Below are 22,361 nucleotides of genomic sequence, written 5' to 3' on the forward strand. Positions count from 1 at the left end.
AAGAAGTTAGTTAGGATTCAACTTCTTAGCTTGTAAAATAATCGGAGATAAGACCGCTTTATCTTGTTCCGCAGGCACGGCTTTTCGCCATGCAGTGATTCCACCTGATAAGACTGCCATCTTCAACCCCGTTCCCTCTAACATCCAGTAGGCTTTAGTTGAACGGGTTCCTTTGGTGCAATATAGCACTACCGTTGGTTCGGGTTGATTGGGTTGAACACTCTTTTTCACCAATGCCTTAACGCGCTCAACTCCTATCCCCGTTTCAATCTGAGTCAGAGGTACTAGTGGAGTTTGAGCAATATGATCTTCAGCGTACTCCTCTGGCGATCGCACATCAATAAGGAACACTGGCTTTAGTTTTCCCTGCTGCAACTGCACTACTGTCACTTTGTTTGCATATTTGCCAGTTGCGATCGCTTGGATATCGATGTCTGCGATCGCGATCGCGGCACCTAAAGCACCAACACTAACAGCGACAATCCCTAAAATTACAGGTAAAGGACGTAAACGACTGGTTATTTTAGTCATTATTTGCATAAAACTTTCCGATGAGTGACACCTCAACCTCATTACCATAGCAACCGTAATACCGAGATGTCATTAGTCACAACTAGAAATAAAAATTATGAACCATAAAAACTTTTTTATATATTCGCTATTCTTTTAACTTGATTCATAAACTTTTTTCGTTTAGAAAACGGGTAGAGTATTTGTCCAAGATACCCAGAAGGCACAGGTTCGGATATCCCATACTTGTTCGGCATTTTACCCACAGGCATATAGAGAGTGCCGAAGATTACATCTAAAATTGGAAGCTGAGCTGCAAAGTTTTTGTCATAGAACTTTCGCTCGGCGGTGTGATGCCAGTGATGAAATTCTGGGGTGGCAATTATCCACCGAAGCCAGCCAAACCTAATTTTTATATTGGCATGAATAAAGAAAGCTTCAAAAGCACCAAAAACAAAAAATATAGCGAACGTTTCTTTAGTAAATCCTAATATGTATAGCGGGACTATCTGAAAAGTTTTCGTAAATATTTGGTCAATGGGATGCAGACGCACCGTTGCCAACCAGTCCATTTCTTCTACGCTATGGTGAATCGCATGGAATTTCCACAGCCAAGGAATCTTGTGAGTAAGTTTATGAGCAATGTAATATCCAGTATCAGCGATGAAAATTGCTTCTATAAACTGCAACCCTACAGGTTGAGAAGCCACTTTCATCTGTATTTCTAAATTAATTAAGTTTTTGAGAAAATGTCCAATTAATATTCCAGTAATGGCTAATACTGCCGTTCTGCCAACAAAGTAACCAATAAAATAATGAATTGTATCTGTTACCCATCCTTTACGAAATATCTTCTGTTTGTGTAAAAAAAATATCTTTTCTATGGGGACTAATATAAATAGCAGCAAAAAAAAGCCTTTAACAACATCAGGAAGCATAATTTTTAAGCATTATTTATTAATTATGGTGGGCAATGCCCACCATACGCCTTTTTTAGATTTAGCGAGGCTGGATAGTGTCTTCCGATTGCATCTCTCCACAAGGATCGGAAGTCAATGTATCAAAATCGCCGGACATACTGAGAGCAAACAAGGCTCCAAGACCCATCAGACCCATCAAGATCACCGGACTAAAAAAGACAAGTAAGACAAGGAGTGCCTTAATTTCGGGACTAAGTTTATTTAGAAATGGCTGAGATTTAGTAATCGAATTTGTTGTCTTATTTTCAGTCGTTTTTTCAACTTGAATGGTTAGGTTTAACTGTGAGGATATATTGACTGAATTTTGTTCTTCTTTATCCTTAAGCTGCATGGTTACCTCCGGTGAATCACTTGATTTGGAAAATTGCCGTTTCAGGCGATCGCTATATTTTTTAGGCGTGGCACTATGGTATCGAATATGGTATCGAATGAGTATTAGAACCGCAAGCGAGGACACCCTTTTGGTAAGTTGGCTCGGCGGGGATTTGGCTAGTAGGAGTATTTGTCTCGCATACTATTGCTAACACTTCGTTGTTATTCTTAGCTGCCTTTTTGCCTACCTTAGATGTAGGTACTATGAAGACAGCCCCAACATAGCTCTTCAGTGGGTCTGAGGCAGTTTTCTGAGCGATCGCGTAGTTAAAGAGTTCCGTTTTTGTTCTGCGAACAGAATATTCATAATTGGTTGTTTCGCCTGTTATATCTGTAACACCCATACCCAATTTCGACATAGTAGGAGCAAAAAAAATACCACTTTCTAAATAGAAAGCTTGCTGTCCTTTAATCTTTGAGAGAATGTTAAGTTTTCCTTCGTCCCTTCGCCTTCGTTTCTCTTCCTCGATTCTCATAAATTCAGGTACTTCAAGTGCTTGAGTATTAGAACCACAAGCGAGGACACCCTTTTGGTAAGTTGGCTCCGCGGGGATTTGGCTAGTAGGAGTATCTGTCACGCATATTATTGCTAACGTTTCCTTGTTATTTTTAGCTGCCTTTTTGCCTACTTTAGATGTAGGTACTATGAAGACAGCCCCAACATAGCTCTTCAGTGGGTCTGAGGCAGTTTTTTGAGCGATCGCGTAGTGAAAAACTGCTGTTTTTGTCGCACGAGCGAAATATTCATAATTTTTGTTTTCAGTTTTAATACCTGTCCCTAGTTTCGGAATTGAATCCACAAAAGCACCATTTTCTAGATAGTAATATTGCTGTGCTTTATTCATTGAGCCGATATAGACTTGCCCATAGAGTCTGCCTTTGCCTCCACAAATCCTCTCTTCAGGAAATACCATAGGTAAAGCTATAACTGCCAAAACACCAAAAATTATCATAAGAACCAAAAGTCTAAGGTAGAAAGCTATACCTTCAATTTTGTGCTTTTTAAATAAAAATTGTAACCACTTAGCTCGGAAATAGATGCTCATTTCAGCCTCTTTGAATAAATAAACCCTAGATACTTTTTTATACTTTGCGTGCGTGCAAACTATAAAAAGCTTTAAGAAATATTCACTTGGAAAATAAGGGATTCCTGAAAAGTTTAGATTTTGGCTTGCTTAGTTAGATGGAAAGCCAAAATCTAAATTTTCTTCCGGGTTAACCTTAAGGTGAATAACGGTAGATTTCGGTGGTGTTAGAACCGCAAGTGAGGGCACCCTTTTGGTAAGTTGGATCGGCGGGAGGTTTGTTACTGGGAGTCTCTGTTTCGCATACTATTGATAACGATGACCCTTTCTCGTGATTTTCAGCCGCTTTCTCGTCGTGATTTTCAGCCGCTTTCTCGTCTACATCAGATGCAGTTACTATGAAGACAGCCCCAACATAGCTTTTCAAAGGTTTGGAAGCAGTTTTTTGAGCGATCGCGTAGTTGAAGACTGCCGTTTTTGTTGCTCGAACGGAATATTCGTAATTTTTTGTTTTAGATTGAACACCTAACCCTAGTTTCGGAATTGAAGCCACAAAAGCACCATTGTCTAGATAGTAGGCTTGCTGTGCTCTATTCATTGAGCCGATATATTGTTTCCCTTCTGATTGACCAGCTTTGCCTCCACAACTCACAGCGCTAGGAAGTGCTATAGCTACTAAAATACCAACAATGCTAATGACAACGACAACCAAAAGCGCAATCAAGACATTACCCTGGTTCTCATTTCTATTTGACAAATATTGTAACCACTTAGCTCTAAAATAGATATTCATATTCCATCTTTTGGGAGTAAACAAACCCCGGATATTTTTTTGTATTTTGCGTAGGTGCAAAGTCCAAAATGCTTGAATAAGTATTCACTGGCAAGATGAGAAATTCCTGAAAAGTTTAGATTTTAGCCGGCTTAGATACCAATCCATAATCTAACCTTTCTTCCGAGTTAGCCTTAAGACTAATAACGGGAGATTTTTGTGGTGTTAGAACCGCAAGCGACTTCGCCATTTTGATAAGCTGGTTCTACAGGCTTGATTGCACCGGGAGCATTCGCTTGACACAGAATCCTTACTGTAGTTAAGTCTCGGGAATGATTGTCTGGTACGATGAATACAGCCCCAACATAGCTCTTCAGGGGTTTTGAAGCAGTTTCTTGAGCGATCGCGTAGTTAAATACCGCTGTTTTTGTTGCACGAATAGAATATTCATAATCTTTTGTTTTACTTGGAATACTTAGACCGAGTTTCGGCAGAGAAGCAACAAAAGTATTATTTTCTAAATAGTAAGCTTCTTGTCCTCTGTTTATAGAGACGATATAGATTTCTCCTTGCGATCTCTTGTTATTGGCTGTATTGGCACAATTCAAAAAAATAGGCAAAGCCATAACTGCCAAAACACCAAAAATTATTATAAGAATCAGAATTCCAATGTAGAAGGCTATACCTTCATTTTTATGTTTTTTAAATAAAAAGTGTAACCACTTAGCTCGGAAATAGATGCTCATCATCTTCACTTTTGTCAAGTAAATAAACCCAATATACTTTTTTGTGTTTTGCATACACGCAAAGCACAAAAAGCTTTAATAAGTATTCACTGGTAGAATGAGAAATTCCTGAAAAGGTTAGATTTGGGATTGCTTAAGTGTCAATTCCCAATCTAACCTTTCTTCCGAGTTAGCCTTAAGGCGAATAACGGTAGATTTCTGTGGTGTTGGAGCCGCATGCAATTGCGCCATTTTGATAAGCTGGCTCTACAGGTTTGATTGCGCCAGGGGAATCCGCTTGGCACAAAATTGTTACTGTTGTCTCACGGTTAGCAACTTTAGATTTGGCCTCAGTAGCTGGTATTACAAACACAGCCCCAACGTAACTGTTATTTCCTTTACTTTGGGATATCCCGTAACTAAAGGCAGCCGAAGAAGTGGCACGGGTTGAATATTCGTAGTCGTCACCCTGCTTTTGAAGGCGGATTCCTAACTTATTAAAGTCGTTAGCAAAGGACTTTTTTTCAGAAAAATGGGCTTCTTGAGCTAAGTTAATTGACTCAATATTTTCTTCCACTGCTGATTGCTTAACTGGGCCACATTTCAACATAGGGGGAAGCCCGAGTGCGAAAGCAATGGGATTACCTACCAATACCAAATTCCCTATCGTTATTACACCCGTTGCGAAAAAGAGTATGTTTCTTCGCTGTTTGAGGGAATCTTGCCAATTGTAAAGAGACGATGAATCTGTTTGTGTAGACGCCGCAAATTTACGGATTGGTTCGTTTTTCAAAAGATGATGTTTGGTTTCGGCTGTAGTCTTTCCCAAGGTTCGTTCCTTTTTATTTTTCTGTTGTATTCTTGCGCCCTTCTAAACCAATTGTTTGGTCTGAAACTGTTTTAACTCACTGGGTGCGATCGCGCCATACTCGGTAATCACTGCTGAAATTAATTCAGCGGGAGTGACATCAAATGCTGGATTGTAAAACTCCACGCCAGCAGGAGTAAGAAGCGTATCGCCAACTTGGTAGATTTCCGAAGCGTGGCGCTCTTCAATCGGAATTTTGCTGCCAGAAGACAACTCAAAATCAATCGTAGAGAGGGGTGCGGCAACAAAGAAAGGAACATTGTGAGCCTTAGCAACCAGTGCCAGACTGTAAGTGCCAATTTTATTAGCAGTGTCACCATTTGCGGCTATTCTGTCAGCACCGACAACGACTGCATCAATTAAACCCTGTTTCATACAGTGAGCTGCCATACTATCGGTAATCACCGTAACTGGAATGCCTTCTTGGACGCATTCCCAAGAAGTCAGTTTCGCACCTTGTAAGCGGGGACGAGTTTCATCAGCATAGACTCGCTCCAGACGCCCATCTCGCCATGCAGAACGAACAACCCCCAAGGCAGTTCCATAGCCAGCAGTTGCCAAAGCTCCAGCGTTGCAGTGAGTCAAAATAACCAGTTTATGGGGCTTGGAGGGTAAAGCTTCTAAGCCGCGATCGCCGATTGCCTGACAAGTCTGCAAGTCTTCTGCATTAATCGTCTTAGCAGTTGTCAGTAAAATAGATTTGATTTCTTCTACCGTTCCGAGAGACTCATAGGCAGTTCGCAACATCCGCGCGATCGCCCAAAATAAATTAACCGCAGTTGGACGAGTTTGCCGTAACATCTCGGCAATTTGCTCCAACTTGGTCAAAAATTCCTCGCGCTTGTCTGTCTGAATCTCTCTTGCCCCCAGGTACATCCCATAGGCAGCCGCAACACCGATAGCCGGTGCCCCCCGGACAATCATCGTTTTAATCGCCTGCGCCATATCTTCGCAACAGCTGATTTCGACAAACGTGTACTCGGTAGGCAGGCGGTTTTGGTCGATGAGCAAAACGCGGTCTTCGTTCCAAATAACCGGAAAAACTTGAGTTTTGGTAGACATATTGGCGGTGAGTTGCTAGTTATCAATATGATAGTTTCTAACAACTTAGCCGATATTTACCCGACTAACTGCTTTTTTACCTCGTGCTTTCTCCCGAAAACTTAGGGTGATTTTGCCTTAACGCAAAAGAACACCAAGGAAAGCTCAGACTACACCCAAAGCGCAACCGATATCATTGCGTACCTCTGCGTTAGCGAAGCGGCGCGATCGCGCTTACCTGTGCGTACCTTTGCGTTAAAAAAACCTACCTTTAACTCATCACTGCTGACAGCTGAGGACTAAAAGATTTCCTCACTCGCTCGGCAATTTGAGCCGGTGTCAGACCCAGTTCCGCCATCGACTGTTCTGGCGTAGCATGATCCACTAATACATCAGGCACGCCAATCCGCGTAATCGGCACCATCAGATTATGATCCAGCAGACTTTCTGCCACAGCCGAACCAAAGCCGCCGATGATGCAGCCTTCTTCCAGCGTCACCACCCGACCAATCTGCTGAGCCAGAGGCAAAATTAAATCAGTATCCAGCGGCTTCGCAAAACGAGCATTCACAACAGTCGCCTCAATCCCATGCTCACTCAAAATCTCCGCTGCCTGCATGGCGGGATAGACCATCGAGCCATAACCCAGGATCAAAACATCATCGCCTTGGCGCAAAATTTCGGCTTTGCCGATGGGCAGTTCTTCCCAGCCTTCTTCCATCAGGGGCACCCCGTAGCCATTGCCGCGAGGATAGCGCATGGCAATCGGGCCATCGGTGTAGTTAACACCCGTCACGATCATCTGCTGCAATTCAGCTTCATCTTTGGGTGCCATCAACACCATATTCGGGAGACAGCGCAGATAGGCGATATCGTACATCCCTTGGTGCGTGGGACCGTCAGCACCGACAATTCCGGCGCGGTCAAGACAGAAGAAGACGGGTAATTTTTGAATGCAGACATCGTGAACGATTTGGTCGTAGCCACGTTGCAGAAAAGTGGAGTAAATCGCGACAACGGGTCGCATTTCTTCACAAGCCAAACCGGCGGCTAAAGTAACCGCATGTTGTTCGGCAATGCCGACATCAATGTATTGCTTAGGCAGTTTGCTGGCGAGTTTGTCTAAACCCGTGCCCGTCGCCATTGCTGCTGTGATGCCGACAATTTTGGGATTATTCTCAGCAAGTTTAACCAGCGTGTGGGAAAAAACTTTGGCATAAGAGGGAGGTTTGGGTTTGCTGGAAGGAACCGCTTTCCCAGTCGCGAGGTTAAAAGGGGATTGTGCGTGGTAGCCGACTTGGTCTTTCTCCGCGATTTCGTAGCCTTTCCCTTTCACCGTTGCGACGTGAACCAAGACTGGCCCCTGCATCTTGTGCGCTTGCTTGAAGGTAGCAATCAGTTCCTCTAAATTATGACCATCCACCGGCCCCATATAAGTAAAGCCGAGTTCTTCAAATACCGCCCCTACCTTCGGAACTGCCAGACGCTTCATCCCTTCTTTCACCCGCTCCAGTTCTGGGGTTAGGGATTCACCGACAAAGGGAATATGCTTAAATTGCTCCTCTAGATTATCTGTAATAAACTGCATCGGCGGACTAAGACGCATTTTGTTCAAATAGCGAGGAATCGCGCCGACGTTGGGCGAAATCGACATTTCGTTATCGTTCAGCACCACCAGCAGGTTGGTTTTGGGCAAGTGTCCGGCATGGTTAATCGCTTCCAACGCCATACCGCCCGTGAGTGCCCCATCGCCAATCACTGCCACGACTTTGAAGTTCTCGCCTTTGAGGTCTCGCGCCATTGCCATACCCAAAGCCGATGAAATACTGGTGGAAGCATGACCGGCACCAAAGTGATCGAATTTACTTTCACATCGTTTGAGATAACCGGCGATGCCATCTTTTTGGCGCAGCGTGTGGAAGCGGTGATACCGCCCGGTGAGCAGCTTGTGCGGATAGGCTTGGTGCCCAACATCCCAGGTCACTTTATCGCGGTCTAAGTCTAGCGTTTGATACAAAGCGATTGTCAGTTCTACGACCCCCAATCCCGGTCCCAAATGACCGCCGCTGGTGGCTACAGTTTGGAGATGCTTTTCCCGAATTTGACGGGCAATTTGCTGAAGTTGACGAATTGATAGACCGTGCAACTGGTTGGGATGAGTAATTTCACTCAAATGCATTCCAGATTTCCCTATAAGCTTAAGGATCGGATTTTAGTTATCTCTTTAAACTGTAATGGATTTGGGGGAACGAACCGAATGATTACGGTAGACAAGGCGGGTTTAGTCTGCGTAACCGTTAGGGACACGGAAGCCCCCTCGCTGTTACCCGGATTGTTAGCGGGATGCACAATATCCGATGAAATCCGTAAATTACAAAAATTCTGGATGTAGAGACCAATGCTTAACTTTTATCAATTAGAACAGCAAATCGAAGAACAGATGAAAGCCTCCGCTATCCCAGGTGTGGCGCTTTCGGTTGTCCAAAATCGGGAAGTCATCTATGCCAGGGGTTTTGGTGTCACTAGCGTGGAAGATGGCTCAATCCCTGTAACTCCGCAAACTCTGTTTCGGATTGGTTCTGTCACCAAGCCGCTCACTGGTACTGCGGTGATGCGGCTAGTTGAGACTGGTAAGCTTGACCTCGATCGACCCATTAAAGATTACATTGATTGGTTCGCCCTCAGCGAGGAGGGAGCTGCTGAGCAAATCACCCTACGGATGCTGATGACGCATACATCTGGACTCCCTACGGATGCCCAAAACTATGGTCGGCGCGATCCAGAGGGACTTGAGGCTTACGTCCGAGACCAGATCCCGAAGTACCCGATTATTGCACCTCCCGGCAAGCTGTATTCCTATAGCAATCCCGGCATTATGGTGGTTGGTTATATTGCTGAGGCTGTCAGCGGTAAGCCCTTTACACAACTGATGCAAGAGTTAGTTTTCGACCCTTTGGAGATGCAACGCACAACATTCGATCCGACGGTGGCGATGACTTATCCAATTGCTCAATCGCACAACCAGAATGAGGATGGAACATTAAGTGTGGATCGCCGCTTTGCTGACAATACGGCTGGCTATCCAGCGGGATTTATCATTTCCACGGTGCTAGATTTGGCAAACTTTGCGATGATGCACATGAACGAGGGTTGTTTTCGCGATCGCCAGATCCTCTCACCCCAGTCGGTTGCCCAAATGCAAACACTTCATGCAGACTGGTATACGGCGGAAGGGGCGGGATATGGACTGACTTTCATGGTTGATCCCTACAAGGGGATACGTCGAATCGGACACAATGGTGCAATTAGCAGCTTTGGTAGCTGGTTCCTCATGGTTCCGGAGGCTGATGTTGCAGTTTCGCTGGTGTTCAACCGTCGTGCCCCTGACTTTGCTGCTTACAAAATCGTCAACCGAATCTTTGACGAACTCCTGAATCTGCCAAAGCAGGCACCGAAGCCGCAAGCGATCGCGCCCGATACCGAGTTATGGTCGCAATATACAGGATTATATTTGGGACCTCAGACGGGTTTGCTCGAGATTCAGGTGGTGGATGGTCAGCTGATGCTTGAATTAAACGAGCAGGTGATGCCTTTACAGGCAATCAAAAAAGACCTTTATTTTGCACAAAAGCCAGAGAGCCAAGAAAAAATTCCTGTCGGTTTTATCCTCGAAGCAACAGAACCGACACGGTATATTATGGTCAACTCTTCACCCTGCGAACGCATCGAACTCGATGCTTCGTTTGTGCCGGATTTCTCGGCTTGGGCATCTTATGCGGGCAGCTACACGTCATATCTAGATACGCTGACTATCCATGTTGAGGCAGATCGCGTGTTCCTCCACACCAAAATGTTCAACCAAGATGTGCCCTGCATCCTGATAGATAACACCCACTTTGCTTGCAAATTCGGTCTAATTGAAGTGCAAGTCGAGGAGGATGGCGTTGCGCGATCGCTTAACTTAGGAAATTATTTCATCTTTACCCGCTGTTAAATCATCCCAATTGCTCTGTTGATTTCAGCCAAAACAATAGTTGCGTCATCTGGCAATTCTCTAGTTCAATCCACACTTCTGTAAAGATAACGATCGAATCTGCTATAAGATTTGGTCAGTAGCAAAGAGTTGAGAACCAATCCGAGTGACTCATGCAATCGGGCAAAACCTAGGCGGGTAGCTGCGTTTGAGATGGCGGAAATTTTTCAAGTTGGCAGCCAGGTAATTCAGGCACATGAGATTCCGTCTTTGTTGAGCCGTTATCAGTTGCTGCCCCAGTTTTTGCAAGGGATTATTATTGACGAAGCGATCGCGCTCTATTCTTGCACAGATATAGAGCGTCAATTGGCTGTAGAGCAGTTTGCCGCGCAACACCAACTCACCTCCCCAGAAGCGCGAAAAGCTTGGGCGGTATCCCAAGGCATGACCTTAGAACAACTGGAAGACTTAGCTGTACGACCCTTGCTGCTAGAGAAGTTTAAGATGGCTACTTGGAGTTCAAAGGTCGAGTCTTATTTTATCGCTCGCAAAGCGAGTCTCGACCAGGTAGTGTGTTCCTTAATTCGTACCAAAGATATGGGAATTGCCCAGGAAGTCTACTTTAGAATTCAGGAAGGAGAGCAATCTTTCGCAGAGTTAGCTAGAGAATATTCCCAAGGAACAGAAGCTCACACTGGGGGAGTCATTGGCCCAGTAAGTTTGAGTGCTTTGCATCCAGCGATCGCAAAAATGCTATCCATTAGTCAGCCGGGACAGTTATGGCCTCCTACTCGTCTGGAAGAGTGGTATGCAATCGTTCGACTTGAAAAGTTCTTGCCAGCACAGTTAGATGAACAAATGCGCCGTCGATTGATTGACGAAATGTTTAATAACTGGCTCAAAGAGCGGATGCAACAAGTCGGTTTATTACAGTTTATCGAGTCTTCAGTCTCGGATTCAGTGTGACTTTAAAGGCAAAGTTGATGTAAATTGATTGCCCCCCAATTTAGCGGGGGTTGGGGGATCAAAACGGGACTTGCAAGTTCAAGAAGACTTGTATATACACGGTAGCTGTGGACGGGGAGCGGTAGCAGGGTGGTTTCATTTATTAAAAGAAAATTCTGTAACGTTGATTTTGGTTGGCGGTAGGGGCTTTTTGATTGCCATATCCCTACAAAATGTCGCAATGCCTCAAAATTTTCTAAGGATTGTATGAAACCACCCTGCTGTAGACGGGGTGGGGTCTCCCTGTCCGACTTTAAGGTAGCCCCGCAGCAGGGTTCGCCCCCCCAAGATAGAGGGTGGTTGCCGACAAGTATTAGCCCACTTTTTGCCCCTCTCAGTATATCTACAGAGATAGCGATTTCTTAGTACCAAGATGGTTTATGAAGATTGCGTGAATTTACGGCAACTTCATCCCAGCTTAATTTATACTTAGAATTAATTATCAGGGTTTGTTAACATCAACTGAATATCTTTAGGGTGGCGCTATTTAGGCTAAGGAAAGTTTGAAATTCTGCCCTTGGCACTGAGATAAGTGCTGATGATGTTGGCTACAAACAACCAATTTTCTGGAGAGATAGATTTTGCCAAAGTATCTGTTTTACCACAAGTAGGTTGGCTCAATTTGACCTGCCGAGGGAAAGAGTAATCTCTGTGAAGAAACAGTAGTATGGCGATCGCTCCTGAAAAATGGAATTTAGCGATCGCCATACTACTCCCACTTGACTTCACAGTTCTAGACAACCATTGAAAATGAAAAGAGACTTATATGGCTCCGACAACGCTTGCTGCTGGTGACATCGCCATTATCGGTTTCAATTTTGACGATCCCGATCAATTTGCCTTTGTTTTGCTAAAAGATATTGCTTCTGGAACTGCAATTCACTTTACAAATAAAGGTTGGCAAAGCAGCAACGAATTTAGAAAGGGTGAAGGAACTTTGACTTGGACAGCAAATAGAAACTACTCGGTTGGCGAAATTGTCAATCCGGGTGTTGGTTCAATGAAACTTTCAAGCGATGGAGATCAAATCCTTGCCTACCAGGGTTTGGCAACAGCTCCCACTTTTATTTATGCAATTAATAGTAACGATTCGGCATGGGCAGAGAATGCGACCAGTAACAATAACTCTGCATTACCGCCAGGATTAACAAACGGGTTAACGGCGGTATCTATCCCAGAAATTGATAACGCAACTTATAACATTACTAACGGCACTTTCGGAACTAGAGCAGAGTTACTTGCAAAAATCAGCAACCCAGCGAATTGGACGGGCAATAATACCCAACGGTTGACGATGCCCAGTAGTGCATTTACAGTGACAAATACTGGCAGCGAAATAACAGAATCCCTTAGTTTGACGGTTGACTCCGCTACCTTCTCAGAAGCTGCGGGTGCAGGTGCTGCCACTGGAACTGTTACCCGAACCGGAGACTTATCAAAGTCACTCACGATTAACTTACTCAGCAGCGACACCAGCGAAGCTACCGTTGCGACAACTGTAACCATTCCAGCAAATCAGGCATCAGCAACCTTCGCAATTGATGCGGTGAACGATCCGTTTGTAGAGGGTTCTCAGACGGTGACATTAACAGCTTCTGCAACCCAATATATTAGCGGCACAATTACCGTAACCGTAACTGACGACGAACTAGAAGCTGGTAATCTTCGCATCCATGACATTCAAGGTGCTAGCCATACATCGCCATTGGTGGGTCAGTTGGTTTCCAAAGTCCCTGGTATCGTCACCGCAGTAAAGTCAAATGGATTTTATCTGCAAGATCCTAATCCGGACACGAATGATGCTACCTCCGAGGGGATTTTCGTCCTCACTTGGATAACCCCCAAAGTCAGTGTTGGGGACTCTATTCTGGTTAGCGGGATTGTTGATGAATTCATTCCTAGCGGTTCTGATAGCAGCAGTCTCTCCACAACTCAAATTATTGTGGGGAATGCAGGGATTGCAACAATTTCCAAGGGCAATCCTTTACCTAGTAGCACTATTTTGGGTGAGGGCGGACGCACGATTCCAACTCAAGTGATTGATGATGATGGATTAGGTATATTCAACCCGACGCAAGACGGCATTGACTTCTACGAAAGCCTAGAAGGAATGCGGGTGCAGGTGAATAATGCGGTAGCGGTAGGGCCTACCAATGATTTTGGTGAAATTCCCGTCCTGGCTGACAATGGTGTGAATGCTAGCACCCGAACGGACAGGGGCGGTATTGTAGTTCAGCCGGGGGATTTTAACCCAGAACGGATTATTATCGACGATGCCATTATTAACAGTGAACCGCAAGTAAATGTAGGCGACAACTTCACTGGTTCCATCACCGGCGTCATCGACTACAGCTTTGGCAATTATAAGCTTCTCAATACTGCACCTTTACCTAACGTCATTTCGGGAAATTTAGCACGGGAAACGACCGCATTAACAGGAAGTGCCGACCAGTTGACGGTTGCTAGTTTTAACGTCGAGAATCTCAATCCTGCTGATGATAACGCTAAATTTAGCAGCCTTGCGAATATTGTTATCAACAACCTCAAATTACCAGACATTATTAGCTTGGAGGAAATCCAAGACAACAATGGTGCCACAAATGATAGTGTCGTTGATGCTAACCAAACTTACCAAACCCTAATAGATGCGATCGCATCTTTGGGTGGCCCGACTTACGAGTACCGTCAAATTAACCCGGTAGACGACCAAGATGGCGGTCAACCGGGGGGTAATATCCGTGTCGGCTTCCTCTTTAACCCAAATCGCGTTGAGTTTGTAGACCGTCCCGGCGGCACCTCCACGACCAACACCACCGTAAATAGCGGAACAGATGGCGCAGAACTTTCCGCTAGTCCGGGTCGCATTATTGACACTAACCTTTCCAACGGTGACGCCTTTGCCAACAGTCGCAAGCCTTTGGTTGGGGAGTTTCTCTTCAACGGCAATCAAGTATTTGTCATTGGCAACCACTTCAACTCCAAAGGTGGCGATCAACCTCTTTTCGGCAGTTCTCAACCGCCAATACTCACTTCAGAAGCGCAACGTCTACAACAAGCCGCTACCGTTAATAACTTTGTCGATAGCCTGCTAGCAATTGACCCCAATGCCAATGTCATAGTCCTGGGGGATTTTAATGATTTTCAGTTCTCAAAGCCGTTAGAAGTATTAAAAGGTAACGACCTCACGAACTTGATTGATACTTTGCCGAAGAACGAACAATATACCTACATTTTTGAAGGGAATTCTCAAGCGCTTGACCACATTTTAGTCAGTAAAAATCTCAAATCGACGGCAGAAATCGATGTAGTACATCTCAATGCCGAGTTTGCAACTCAAGATAGCGACCACGATCCGCTAGTCGCCCGTTTTACCTTACCAATCAATGGCAGCGCAAGTTCTAATACCTTGGTAGGCAATAATAGTAATAATCGCATTGATGGGAAAGCGGGGAACGATACCCTGATCGGGCTGCAAGGAAATGATATCCTCACCGGCGGTGGTGACCAAGATATTTTTGTGATTCGCAGTGGCGATGGCACCGACACGATTACAGATTTCGGTGGCGTAGGAACGGGAAATCATCCATCGGCAGAGATAATTTCTGAAGTCGATACCCTCAAATTCGAAGGTACTGGTTTAACTGCCAACAATCTACTTTTAACTCAAACGGGTAACGATTTAGCGATCGCATTCGATGGCGTTGATAACACGAAGGTTATCTTGAAAAATTTTACCCTCCAAGATTTGAATAATCTCCAACCATCTACAGGTGCGTCGGTAGACATCGGCAATATTCTCTTTGACGGACAAACGCAGATTCAGAAAAGCTTTGACATTGCTAACGCTAACGAGGATCTCAAACAGATTTTCAACAAAAATACTGTCACTTTCCTTAACGATTTGGATAACAACACCCAAGGTTTTGATGCTTCTAACGATGTTATTAACGGTCAAGGTGGCAATGATACGTTAGAAGGATTGGGTGGCGATGACTTGCTGCGTGGCGGGATTGGCAATGACACTCTATTAGGTGGAGAAGGAAACGATTACCTCGCTGGTGGCGACGGTGATGACTGGCTTAATGGTGGGATTGGTCAAAATACACTCTTCGGCGGTAATGGTAGCGATCGCTTTGTTTTATCGAATAACAGCCACACAAACACGATTCTTGACTTCACGGATACTCAAGACCTCATCGTATTATCCGATGGTTTGAAGTTGGAGTATCTAACGATTACCCAAGGGACGAGTGCGAATGCAAACAACGCTTTAATCGGTCTTGCGAACACAGGGGAACTATTAGCGACACTTACTGGAGTGCAAGCAAACACCCTGACCAGCGATGATTTCACCACGATCTAGTTAAGTGAAAATCAATTGGTAATCGTCTGTTGACCGTAATCGGACATCGTTCTGGTTAGGGTTTACGGACCTAAGCCCCTATAAGAAAAAATTATATAAAGCCGAGATAAAGTCACAATGAATTTTTTATAAAGTTTTTGTCAAAATTTTTTCATCTTCCTAAAGTAGTAAACAATTAAAGTGTCAAATAAGTACAGAAAGAATTGAAATGTGCTAAAGACTACACTATAACTTTTTCAAGCAATGCAACTTTGAGATTGTTTGCATTTGTCCTCGCTCGATACACCTTTATCAACAAAATGTCCTCTCTAGCCAGATATTTGCAGGAATTTCAATAATTGAGGCTAAAAACGTTAGTTCATCCCAATTTCTGGAAACTATATGACAGCATCTACTGAGATTAATTCAGTTCACCAGCTATTGGCGACCTGAATATCTATAAACTGACAACTTTCTCTAGGTTATTGAGCGACACTCTGGCGATCGCTCTGGTGTCTCTACTCATCTCAACCATTGATATTTACACCCAAACCTCATCATGCAAGACTTTTGGAATCATTCCTCCTCAAATCAAAAACCAAACCAAGCTGGTCAGGGCATTGCTGGTGAAAACTCTTCAGTGGTAGAGACTTCTCCCGCCCAGCGAGTACAAAAGATAGTCTTCATTGACTCTACAGTTGAGAATTACCAGAGTCTCGCTGCTGGTGTGGAACCGGGGACGGAAGTATTTATCCTGAACCCAATGCAGGATGGAGTAGCGCAAATCACACAAGTGCTGGCGGGGCGCACCGACATCGCCAGCGTTCACATAGTTTCCCACGGGACACAAGGCAGTTTGCAACTGGGGTCAACCCAACTGAATTCAAGCAACCTAGAAGCATACACTAGCCAGTTACAACAGTGGGCAAATGCTTTAACCCCTGATGCTGACGTCCTTCTCTACGGTTGCGATGTGGCAGCAGGAGAAGTCGGTGCGGATTTTGTGCAACAACTGAGTCAGCTAACAGGTGCTGACATTGCCGCTTCGGTTGACTTGACCGGCAGCGCAGCTTTGGGCGGTGACTGGGATTTGGAAGTTGCTACAGGGCAGATAGAAACTTCTCTGGTGTTTGGGGGAGCAGCGATCGCAACTTATACTTCAGTCCTGCCAAGCGATCTGTTCATCTCAGAGTATGTTGAAGGTAGCAGCAACAATAAAGCTCTTGAATTTTATAACGGTACTGGGGCAGCAATTAACTTAGCCGCAGCAGGTTACGCCGTAGACTTTTATGCAAACGGTAGCACTAGCCCGACTCTAACTATCAACTTGAGCGGCATAGTAGCAGATAAGGATGTATTTGTTTTAGCACAAGCTAATGCTGCCCTTAGCATTCTGGGTCAAGCCGATCAAACCAACAATTTTAATGGCTGGTACAACGGGGACGATGCGGTTGTGCTGCGTAAGGGTGCAACCATCATTGACTCGATTGGTCAAATTGGCAACGACCCTGGCACAGAATGGGGTAATGGGCTTACCAGTACCCAAAATAATACCCTGCGCCGTAAGAGTAACGTAACAACTGGAGATCCAAGTCCTTTCGATCCATTTGATCCCAGCGTTCAATGGGATGGGTTCGCCCAAGACACCTTCAATGGTTTAGGAAGCCACACGATCGCCAACACCAACATTGCGCCGGCGATTGCTCTCACAGTTGCACCTGTGCCTTACACCGAAAATGCAGCTGCTACCGTCATTAATAGCACCGCCACTGTCACAGATAGCGACTCCCTCAACTTTGACACCGGGAAGCTGACAGTAGATTTTACGGCAGGTGGCACGGCATCCGACCGTTTAGCAATTCGCAACCAAGGTAACGGTGCAGGGCAAATTGGGCTAGATGGCACAATTGTCAAATACGGCGGAGTGCAAATCGGCACCTTCACAGGCGGGACTGGCACCACTCCTCTAGTCGTCACTTTCAACGCCAACGCCACACCCACCGCCGCGACTGCACTGCTGCAAAACATCACTTATCAGAACGTCTCGGAGAACCCCAGCACCACTCCTCGCACCGTGCGTTTTGTCGTTACCGATGGCGACGGTGGCACCAGCACCGCTGTTACTGAAACCATCAACGTTACATCTGTCAACGATGCGCCGATTATTGGTGCTTCAGTAATTAAATACGATGGTTCGTTAAATACCACGCCCGACACTCAAGGATTTACATACATTCCCGTTGGTAGTGCAACGCAAAGTGCCTCCGGTGGCGCGACTACCTTGGATACCACTACCACTCCAGACAGTTATGCTGGCTATTCCCCTAAAAGCGTACCTACCTTAGACCACGCTACTGGTTACACCGTCAATTTCACCGCCCAAGTTCTCTCAGAAAATCATACGACGGGCACAGCTGATAAAAATGGCGATGGCATTGCCGATAGAGCTGGTTTCAGCATCATAGTTCTCAGCAGCGACAAAAAAGGCATCGAATTAGGATTTTGGGATGACGAAATCTGGGCGCAGGAAGATGGCACAACTCAGACAGATCCAAGTACAAATCCTTCTGCCAGCAACAACCAACTTCTATTCACCCATGCTGAAGGCGCTACCTTCAACACTACTGCGGGTTTAATTCCCTACCAGCTGACAGTTCTTGGCGATACTTACACTCTCTCCACAGGCGGCACTACCATCCTTAGCGGTAAGCTGCGGGATTACACTGCTTGGGTGGGGGTGGGGCCTATCGATCCCTATGAAACCCCTAACTTCATTTTCTTTGGGGATGGTACTACCTCTGCCAGCGCCAAAGTAAAGTTATCAGATGTCTCAATTACAACTAACAGCAGCTTTGCACCCCAAACAGTTGCTGAAGATACCGATTTATCGATCGCAGGAGTTAGCGTATTTGACGTGGATGCGGGAAATACTGCTATCACCGTCAGTCTAGAAGTCAACAATGGTGCTTTGACAGTCAACTCTACTGGGTTAACAGTCAATGGCAACGGCACGGGAACTGTCACCCTGACAGGCAGTCAAAGCAAGATTAACGCTAACTTAGCCGCCACAAACGGACTGCTATACAAAGGCAAGCAAGACTTTAATGGTAGCGACACGCTCAAGATTACAGCTAACGATGGTGCGGCGACTAGCAATATCAAGACGATACCGATTTCCGTCACCCCAGCCAACGATGCCCCGGTATTAAATAATACTGGGAGTCCGGCACTAACAGCGATTAACGAAGATGTTGCCCTTGCCAGTAACAATGGGACTTTGGTTTCTGAAATTATTGCTAGCGGTGCTGGTGGCAACCCCATCACCGATGCAGATGCAGGTGCAGTAGAAGGAATTGCTGTAATTGGGGTGGATAATACCAACGGCACTTGGCAGTATTCTACTGATGGCGGAAGTAGCTGGAATAACTTTGTGGTGTCCGCTGCGGCTGCTACCGTCCTAAAGGATACAACAAGCGATCTCATCCGTTTTCTCCCTAATGCCGATTTTAACGGTACTGTCACTTCAGGCATTACCTTCCGCGCTTGGGATGCTTCTGACGGACTCACTAGCGGTAAAACTGGAGTAAATCCTGGGGCGGGTGGCGGCGCATCTTCCTTCAGCATTGATGCTGAAACAGTCAGTATTATTATTAACCCAGTAAACGATGCCCCCAGTTTCACACTTGGTGGCAATCAAAGTATCGCAGCTGGGGCAGGGGCGCAAACTGTCACTGGCTGGGCGAGTGGGTTTAATCCGGGTGCTGCCAACGAATCAAGTCAAAGCATCGACAACTACATCGTCAACGTCACTAGCAACCCTGGTATCTTCGCCTCTGCACCAAAAATTGACCCGCTGACAGGTAATCTTACTTATACTCCTGCTGCAACAATTGCGACAGCTACTACAGCCACAGTTGCAGTCCAAGTTAAGGACAATGGTGGCACTGCTAACGGTGGTATCGATACCTCAGTAGTGCAAACTTTTCAAATTACCGTCAATTCTGGAACGCCGACAGTTAGCATCCAGGCGATAGATGCTGATGCAGCAGAAGCGGGCGCAAATACTGGAACTTACCAGATTACCCGGACTGGCAACACAACGGGCGATTTGACAGTAAATCTTGCTGTTGATGGTAGCAGCACTGCGATCGCAAGCGACTACAATCTCAGTAGCGGCGGTTTGTCCGTGGTGATTCCAAATGGGCAGAGTTTTGTCAATGTTACTCTTACTGCTGTTGATGATACTTTGCCAGAGTTAGCCGAAACGCTGCGGCTAAACTTGGCGACGGGTGCAGGTTACACCATTGATGCTGCTAAGAACAATGCTACGGTAGCGATCGCATCCAACGACACGATTCAATACGCGATTACTACTGCTTCCCTAACTTTAAAGGAAGGTGACACTGGTAAGCAAACCGTTACCTTTACTGTCACGCGCAGCGGCGGAATTGGTGTAGCCAGTACCGTTGATTATGGAATTGGTGGAACCGCAACCAATGGCATTGACTACAACAACATACTGGTTACAGGTGGGACAACTGCCCTTTCCGGCACGCTTAGCTTTGGAGTTGGCGAGACAACCAAAACAATCAACCTAGATGTTTTGGGTGACACAATATTTGAGCAAGATGAAACCATCAATGTCACCCTGAGTAAACCGAACCTAACACTTGCCCCCGCAAGTTCGACGATTACTACAGGTACAGCACAGGTAACGGTTATTAACGACGATGCCAAACCCACCGTCTCCATCACACCAGCCACCGTTACTCAAAGCGAAGGTAATGGTGTCACCGCCTACACCTACACGGTCAGTCTCTCCAACCCCAGCGACCAGCCGATTAGTGTCAACTACAGCACCAACGACGGCACCGCCACCACCACCGACGGCGACTACACCGACAACGACGGCATCCTTAGCTTCAATCCCGGCGAACCCTTAACCAAAACCATCACCGTTAACGTCAAGGGTGACAACAAGTTTGAGAAAGATGAAACCTTCAGCGTCAAACTCAACAATGCTACCAACGCCACCGTTAACCCAGAGGCGAACGCCAGTACCGCCATCATCACCAACGACGATTCTCAACCCATCGTCTCTATCGCACCAGCCACCGTTACTCAAAGCGAAGGTAATGGTGTCACCGCCTATACCTACACGGTCAGCCTCTCCAACCCCAGCGACCAGCCGATTAGTGTCAACTACAGCACCAACGACGGCACCGCCACCACCGCAGACGGCGACTACACCGACAACGACGGCATCCTTACCTTCAATCCCGGCGAACCCTTAACCAAAACCATCACCGTTAACGTCAAGGGTGACAACAAGTTTGAGGCAGATGAAACCTTCAGCATCAAACTCAACAGTGCCACCAACGCCAATCTAGGCAACACTGCTGCCACAGGCATCATCAAAAACGATGAAACCGCAGGCTTTACTGTCACCCCTATCAGCGGCAACACCACTGAAGCTGGAGGCACTGCCACATTTACAGTTAAACTCAACAGCCAACCCACCGCTAATGTCACCCTTGGCTTAACCAGTTCCGACACCACCGAAGGTACCGTCTCTAGCCCCAGCCTCACATTCACAGCCAATAATTGGAATATTGCTCAAACCGTTACGGTCAAAGGAGTTGATGATGCACTGGTTGATGGCAATATCGCCTACAACATCATCACCGCCCCAGCCGTCAGTACCGACCTTAACTACAACAAACTCAATCCTGTTGATGTCGCTGTCACCAACATCGACAACGACGCCGCCGGATTTACCATCACCCCAATTAGCGGCAACACCACCGAAGCCGGAGGCGCTGCCAACTTTACCGTCAAACTCAATAGTCAACCTACAGCTAACGTCACCCTTGGTTTAGGAAGTTCCGATCCGACAGAAGGCAGCGTTTCCAGCCCATCGCTGACCTTTACTTCAAATAATTGGAATATTGCTCAAACCATTACGGTGAAAGGAGTTGACGATGTACTTGTCGATGGAAATATCGCCTACAGCATCGTTACTGCCCCTGCTATTAGCACCGACGCCAAATACAACGGACTGAACCCGCAAGATGTTGCTGTTGTCAACATTGACAACGACACTGCACCCCTCAATGTCATTAACGGCACTTGGCTTTCTGAAACCTTGGTGGGAACCTCTTTAGACGACCGGATCAATGGTTTTGGCGGTCATGACACGATTGTAGGGGGACTGGGAAAAGACCGGATTTACGGCGATGACGGCAACGATACCCTGATTGGCGACCTCAACAATAATCTCTTGACTGGGGGTTCGATGGGTATGGATGACATCATCTACGGCGGTACAGGTAGCGATCGCATCAATGGTTGTGGCGGTAATGACACCCTGTACGGCGAGGCAGGCAGCGACCAAATCTGGGGAGATGGGGGCGATGACCGACTCTACGGAGGCTTGGGGAATGACATCCTCACCGGAGGTCTAGGGCGCGATATTTTCGCAGTTTCCAAAGGGGAAGGTACTGACACCATCCGCGACTTCCAGATTGGTCAAGACTATATTGGGTTAGGCGGGGGTTTGAAATTGAACCAGTTGTCGATTATTCAGCAAGGAAGCAATACCAGTATTATTGACAATTCCAACAACCAGACTTTGGCAATATTGGCTGGGGTGAATGCTGCTACGTTTATGAGTAATGCAGCTTCTACTTTTGTAAGTATCTAGTATGAGGAAGCAGCTTTAATTAATATTTAAAGCTGCTGATTTGGC

The 22,361-nt window shown here is 46.0% G+C and carries 14 protein-coding genes; 4 read left to right on the plus strand and 10 right to left on the minus strand.

All coding sequences use genetic code 11. The features are described from left to right. Nucleotides 1–6: 6 nt before the first annotated feature. From NDI33_RS04020 to dxs, 9 genes are all read right to left on the minus strand, one after another. Nucleotides 7–531 carry a rhodanese-like domain-containing protein gene (locus NDI33_RS04020; protein WP_190674490.1) on the minus strand — a complete coding sequence of 175 codons (525 nt, stop codon included), beginning with the start codon at nt 529–531 and terminating at the stop codon, nt 7–9. Between the two features lie 116 nt (nt 532–647). Then, nucleotides 648–1,448, minus strand: a complete 801-nt coding sequence (locus NDI33_RS04025) for a sterol desaturase family protein (protein ID WP_190674493.1) — start codon at nt 1,446–1,448, stop codon at nt 648–650. A gap of 61 nt (nt 1,449–1,509) precedes the next feature. After that, nucleotides 1,510–1,821 (minus strand): hypothetical protein, encoded by a 312-nt coding sequence (locus NDI33_RS04030; RefSeq protein ID WP_190674496.1) that lies wholly within the window; start codon nt 1,819–1,821, stop codon nt 1,510–1,512. A gap of 73 nt (nt 1,822–1,894) precedes the next feature. Then, the gene (locus NDI33_RS04035) at nt 1,895–2,908 is read right to left on the minus strand and encodes a type IV pilin-like G/H family protein (RefSeq protein ID WP_190674500.1); all 1,014 of its coding nucleotides are present in this window, start codon (nt 2,906–2,908) and stop codon (nt 1,895–1,897) included. A 175-nt stretch (nt 2,909–3,083) separates the two neighbouring features. Then, complete coding sequence (locus NDI33_RS04040) at nt 3,084–3,704, minus strand: type IV pilin-like G/H family protein (protein ID WP_190674503.1); 621 nt, start codon at nt 3,702–3,704, stop codon at nt 3,084–3,086. Nucleotides 3,705–3,859: 155 nt separating this feature from the next. Further along, on the minus strand, nt 3,860–4,459 hold the full coding sequence (locus NDI33_RS04045) for a type IV pilin-like G/H family protein (RefSeq protein WP_190430203.1): 600 nt from the start codon (nt 4,457–4,459) through the stop codon (nt 3,860–3,862). A gap of 121 nt (nt 4,460–4,580) precedes the next feature. After that, nucleotides 4,581–5,213 (minus strand): type IV pilin-like G/H family protein, encoded by a 633-nt coding sequence (locus NDI33_RS04050; protein ID WP_190674506.1) that lies wholly within the window; start codon nt 5,211–5,213, stop codon nt 4,581–4,583. A 42-nt stretch (nt 5,214–5,255) separates the two neighbouring features. Continuing rightward, nucleotides 5,256–6,314, minus strand: coding sequence for an S-methyl-5-thioribose-1-phosphate isomerase (gene mtnA / locus NDI33_RS04055; RefSeq protein ID WP_190674509.1), 1,059 nt, complete (start codon nt 6,312–6,314; stop codon nt 5,256–5,258). A 250-nt stretch (nt 6,315–6,564) separates the two neighbouring features. Then, nucleotides 6,565–8,472 carry a 1-deoxy-D-xylulose-5-phosphate synthase gene (gene dxs / locus NDI33_RS04060; protein WP_190674512.1) on the minus strand — a complete coding sequence of 636 codons (1,908 nt, stop codon included), beginning with the start codon at nt 8,470–8,472 and terminating at the stop codon, nt 6,565–6,567. A gap of 219 nt (nt 8,473–8,691) precedes the next feature. Between dxs and NDI33_RS04065 the strand changes: the two genes are divergently transcribed. Both NDI33_RS04065 and NDI33_RS04070 read left to right on the plus strand, forming a co-directional pair. Then, complete coding sequence (locus tag NDI33_RS04065; protein WP_190674515.1) at nt 8,692–10,287, plus strand: serine hydrolase domain-containing protein; 1,596 nt, start codon at nt 8,692–8,694, stop codon at nt 10,285–10,287. 192 nt (nt 10,288–10,479) lie between these two features. Then, complete coding sequence (locus tag NDI33_RS04070) at nt 10,480–11,232, plus strand: peptidylprolyl isomerase (protein WP_190674517.1); 753 nt, start codon at nt 10,480–10,482, stop codon at nt 11,230–11,232. Nucleotides 11,233–11,763: 531 nt separating this feature from the next. On the opposite strand, the gene NDI33_RS04075 is transcribed toward NDI33_RS04070, so the two are convergent. Beyond that, nucleotides 11,764–12,000, minus strand: coding sequence for a hypothetical protein (locus NDI33_RS04075; protein WP_190668435.1), 237 nt, complete (start codon nt 11,998–12,000; stop codon nt 11,764–11,766). Between the two features lie 37 nt (nt 12,001–12,037). On the opposite strand from NDI33_RS04075, the gene NDI33_RS04080 reads away from it, so the two are divergent. Continuing rightward, entirely contained in the window at nt 12,038–15,634 is a 3,597-nt protein-coding gene (locus tag NDI33_RS04080; RefSeq protein ID WP_199302358.1) for an endonuclease/exonuclease/phosphatase family protein, read from the plus strand. A 538-nt stretch (nt 15,635–16,172) separates the two neighbouring features. After that, on the plus strand, nt 16,173–22,316 hold the full coding sequence (locus NDI33_RS04085) for a DUF4347 domain-containing protein (protein WP_190674519.1): 6,144 nt from the start codon (nt 16,173–16,175) through the stop codon (nt 22,314–22,316). Nucleotides 22,317–22,361 lie beyond the last annotated feature (45 nt).

This window comes from Trichocoleus sp. DQ-A1 (assembly GCF_039961955.1).
Lineage (GTDB): Bacteria > Cyanobacteriota > Cyanobacteriia > Cyanobacteriales > FACHB-T130 > FACHB-T130.

Coding starts and splice junctions, on each gene's coding strand:
- NDI33_RS04020 (WP_190674490.1), bottom strand. CDS start 531: ATGACTAAAATAACCAGTCGTTTACGTCCTTTACCTGTAATTTTAGGG.
- NDI33_RS04025 (WP_190674493.1), bottom strand. CDS start 1,448: ATGCTTCCTGATGTTGTTAAAGGCTTTTTTTTGCTGCTATTTATATTA.
- NDI33_RS04030 (WP_190674496.1), bottom strand. CDS start 1,821: ATGCAGCTTAAGGATAAAGAAGAACAAAATTCAGTCAATATATCCTCA.
- NDI33_RS04035 (WP_190674500.1), bottom strand. CDS start 2,908: ATGAGCATCTATTTCCGAGCTAAGTGGTTACAATTTTTATTTAAAAAG.
- NDI33_RS04045 (WP_190430203.1), bottom strand. CDS start 4,459: ATGCAAAACACAAAAAAGTATATTGGGTTTATTTACTTGACAAAAGTG.
- mtnA (WP_190674509.1), bottom strand. CDS start 6,314: ATGTCTACCAAAACTCAAGTTTTTCCGGTTATTTGGAACGAAGACCGC.
- dxs (WP_190674512.1), bottom strand. CDS start 8,472: ATGCATTTGAGTGAAATTACTCATCCCAACCAGTTGCACGGTCTATCA.
- NDI33_RS04065 (WP_190674515.1), top strand. CDS start 8,692: ATGCTTAACTTTTATCAATTAGAACAGCAAATCGAAGAACAGATGAAA.
- NDI33_RS04070 (WP_190674517.1), top strand. CDS start 10,480: ATGGCGGAAATTTTTCAAGTTGGCAGCCAGGTAATTCAGGCACATGAG.
- NDI33_RS04080 (WP_199302358.1), top strand. CDS start 12,038: ATGGCTCCGACAACGCTTGCTGCTGGTGACATCGCCATTATCGGTTTC.
- NDI33_RS04085 (WP_190674519.1), top strand. CDS start 16,173: ATGCAAGACTTTTGGAATCATTCCTCCTCAAATCAAAAACCAAACCAA.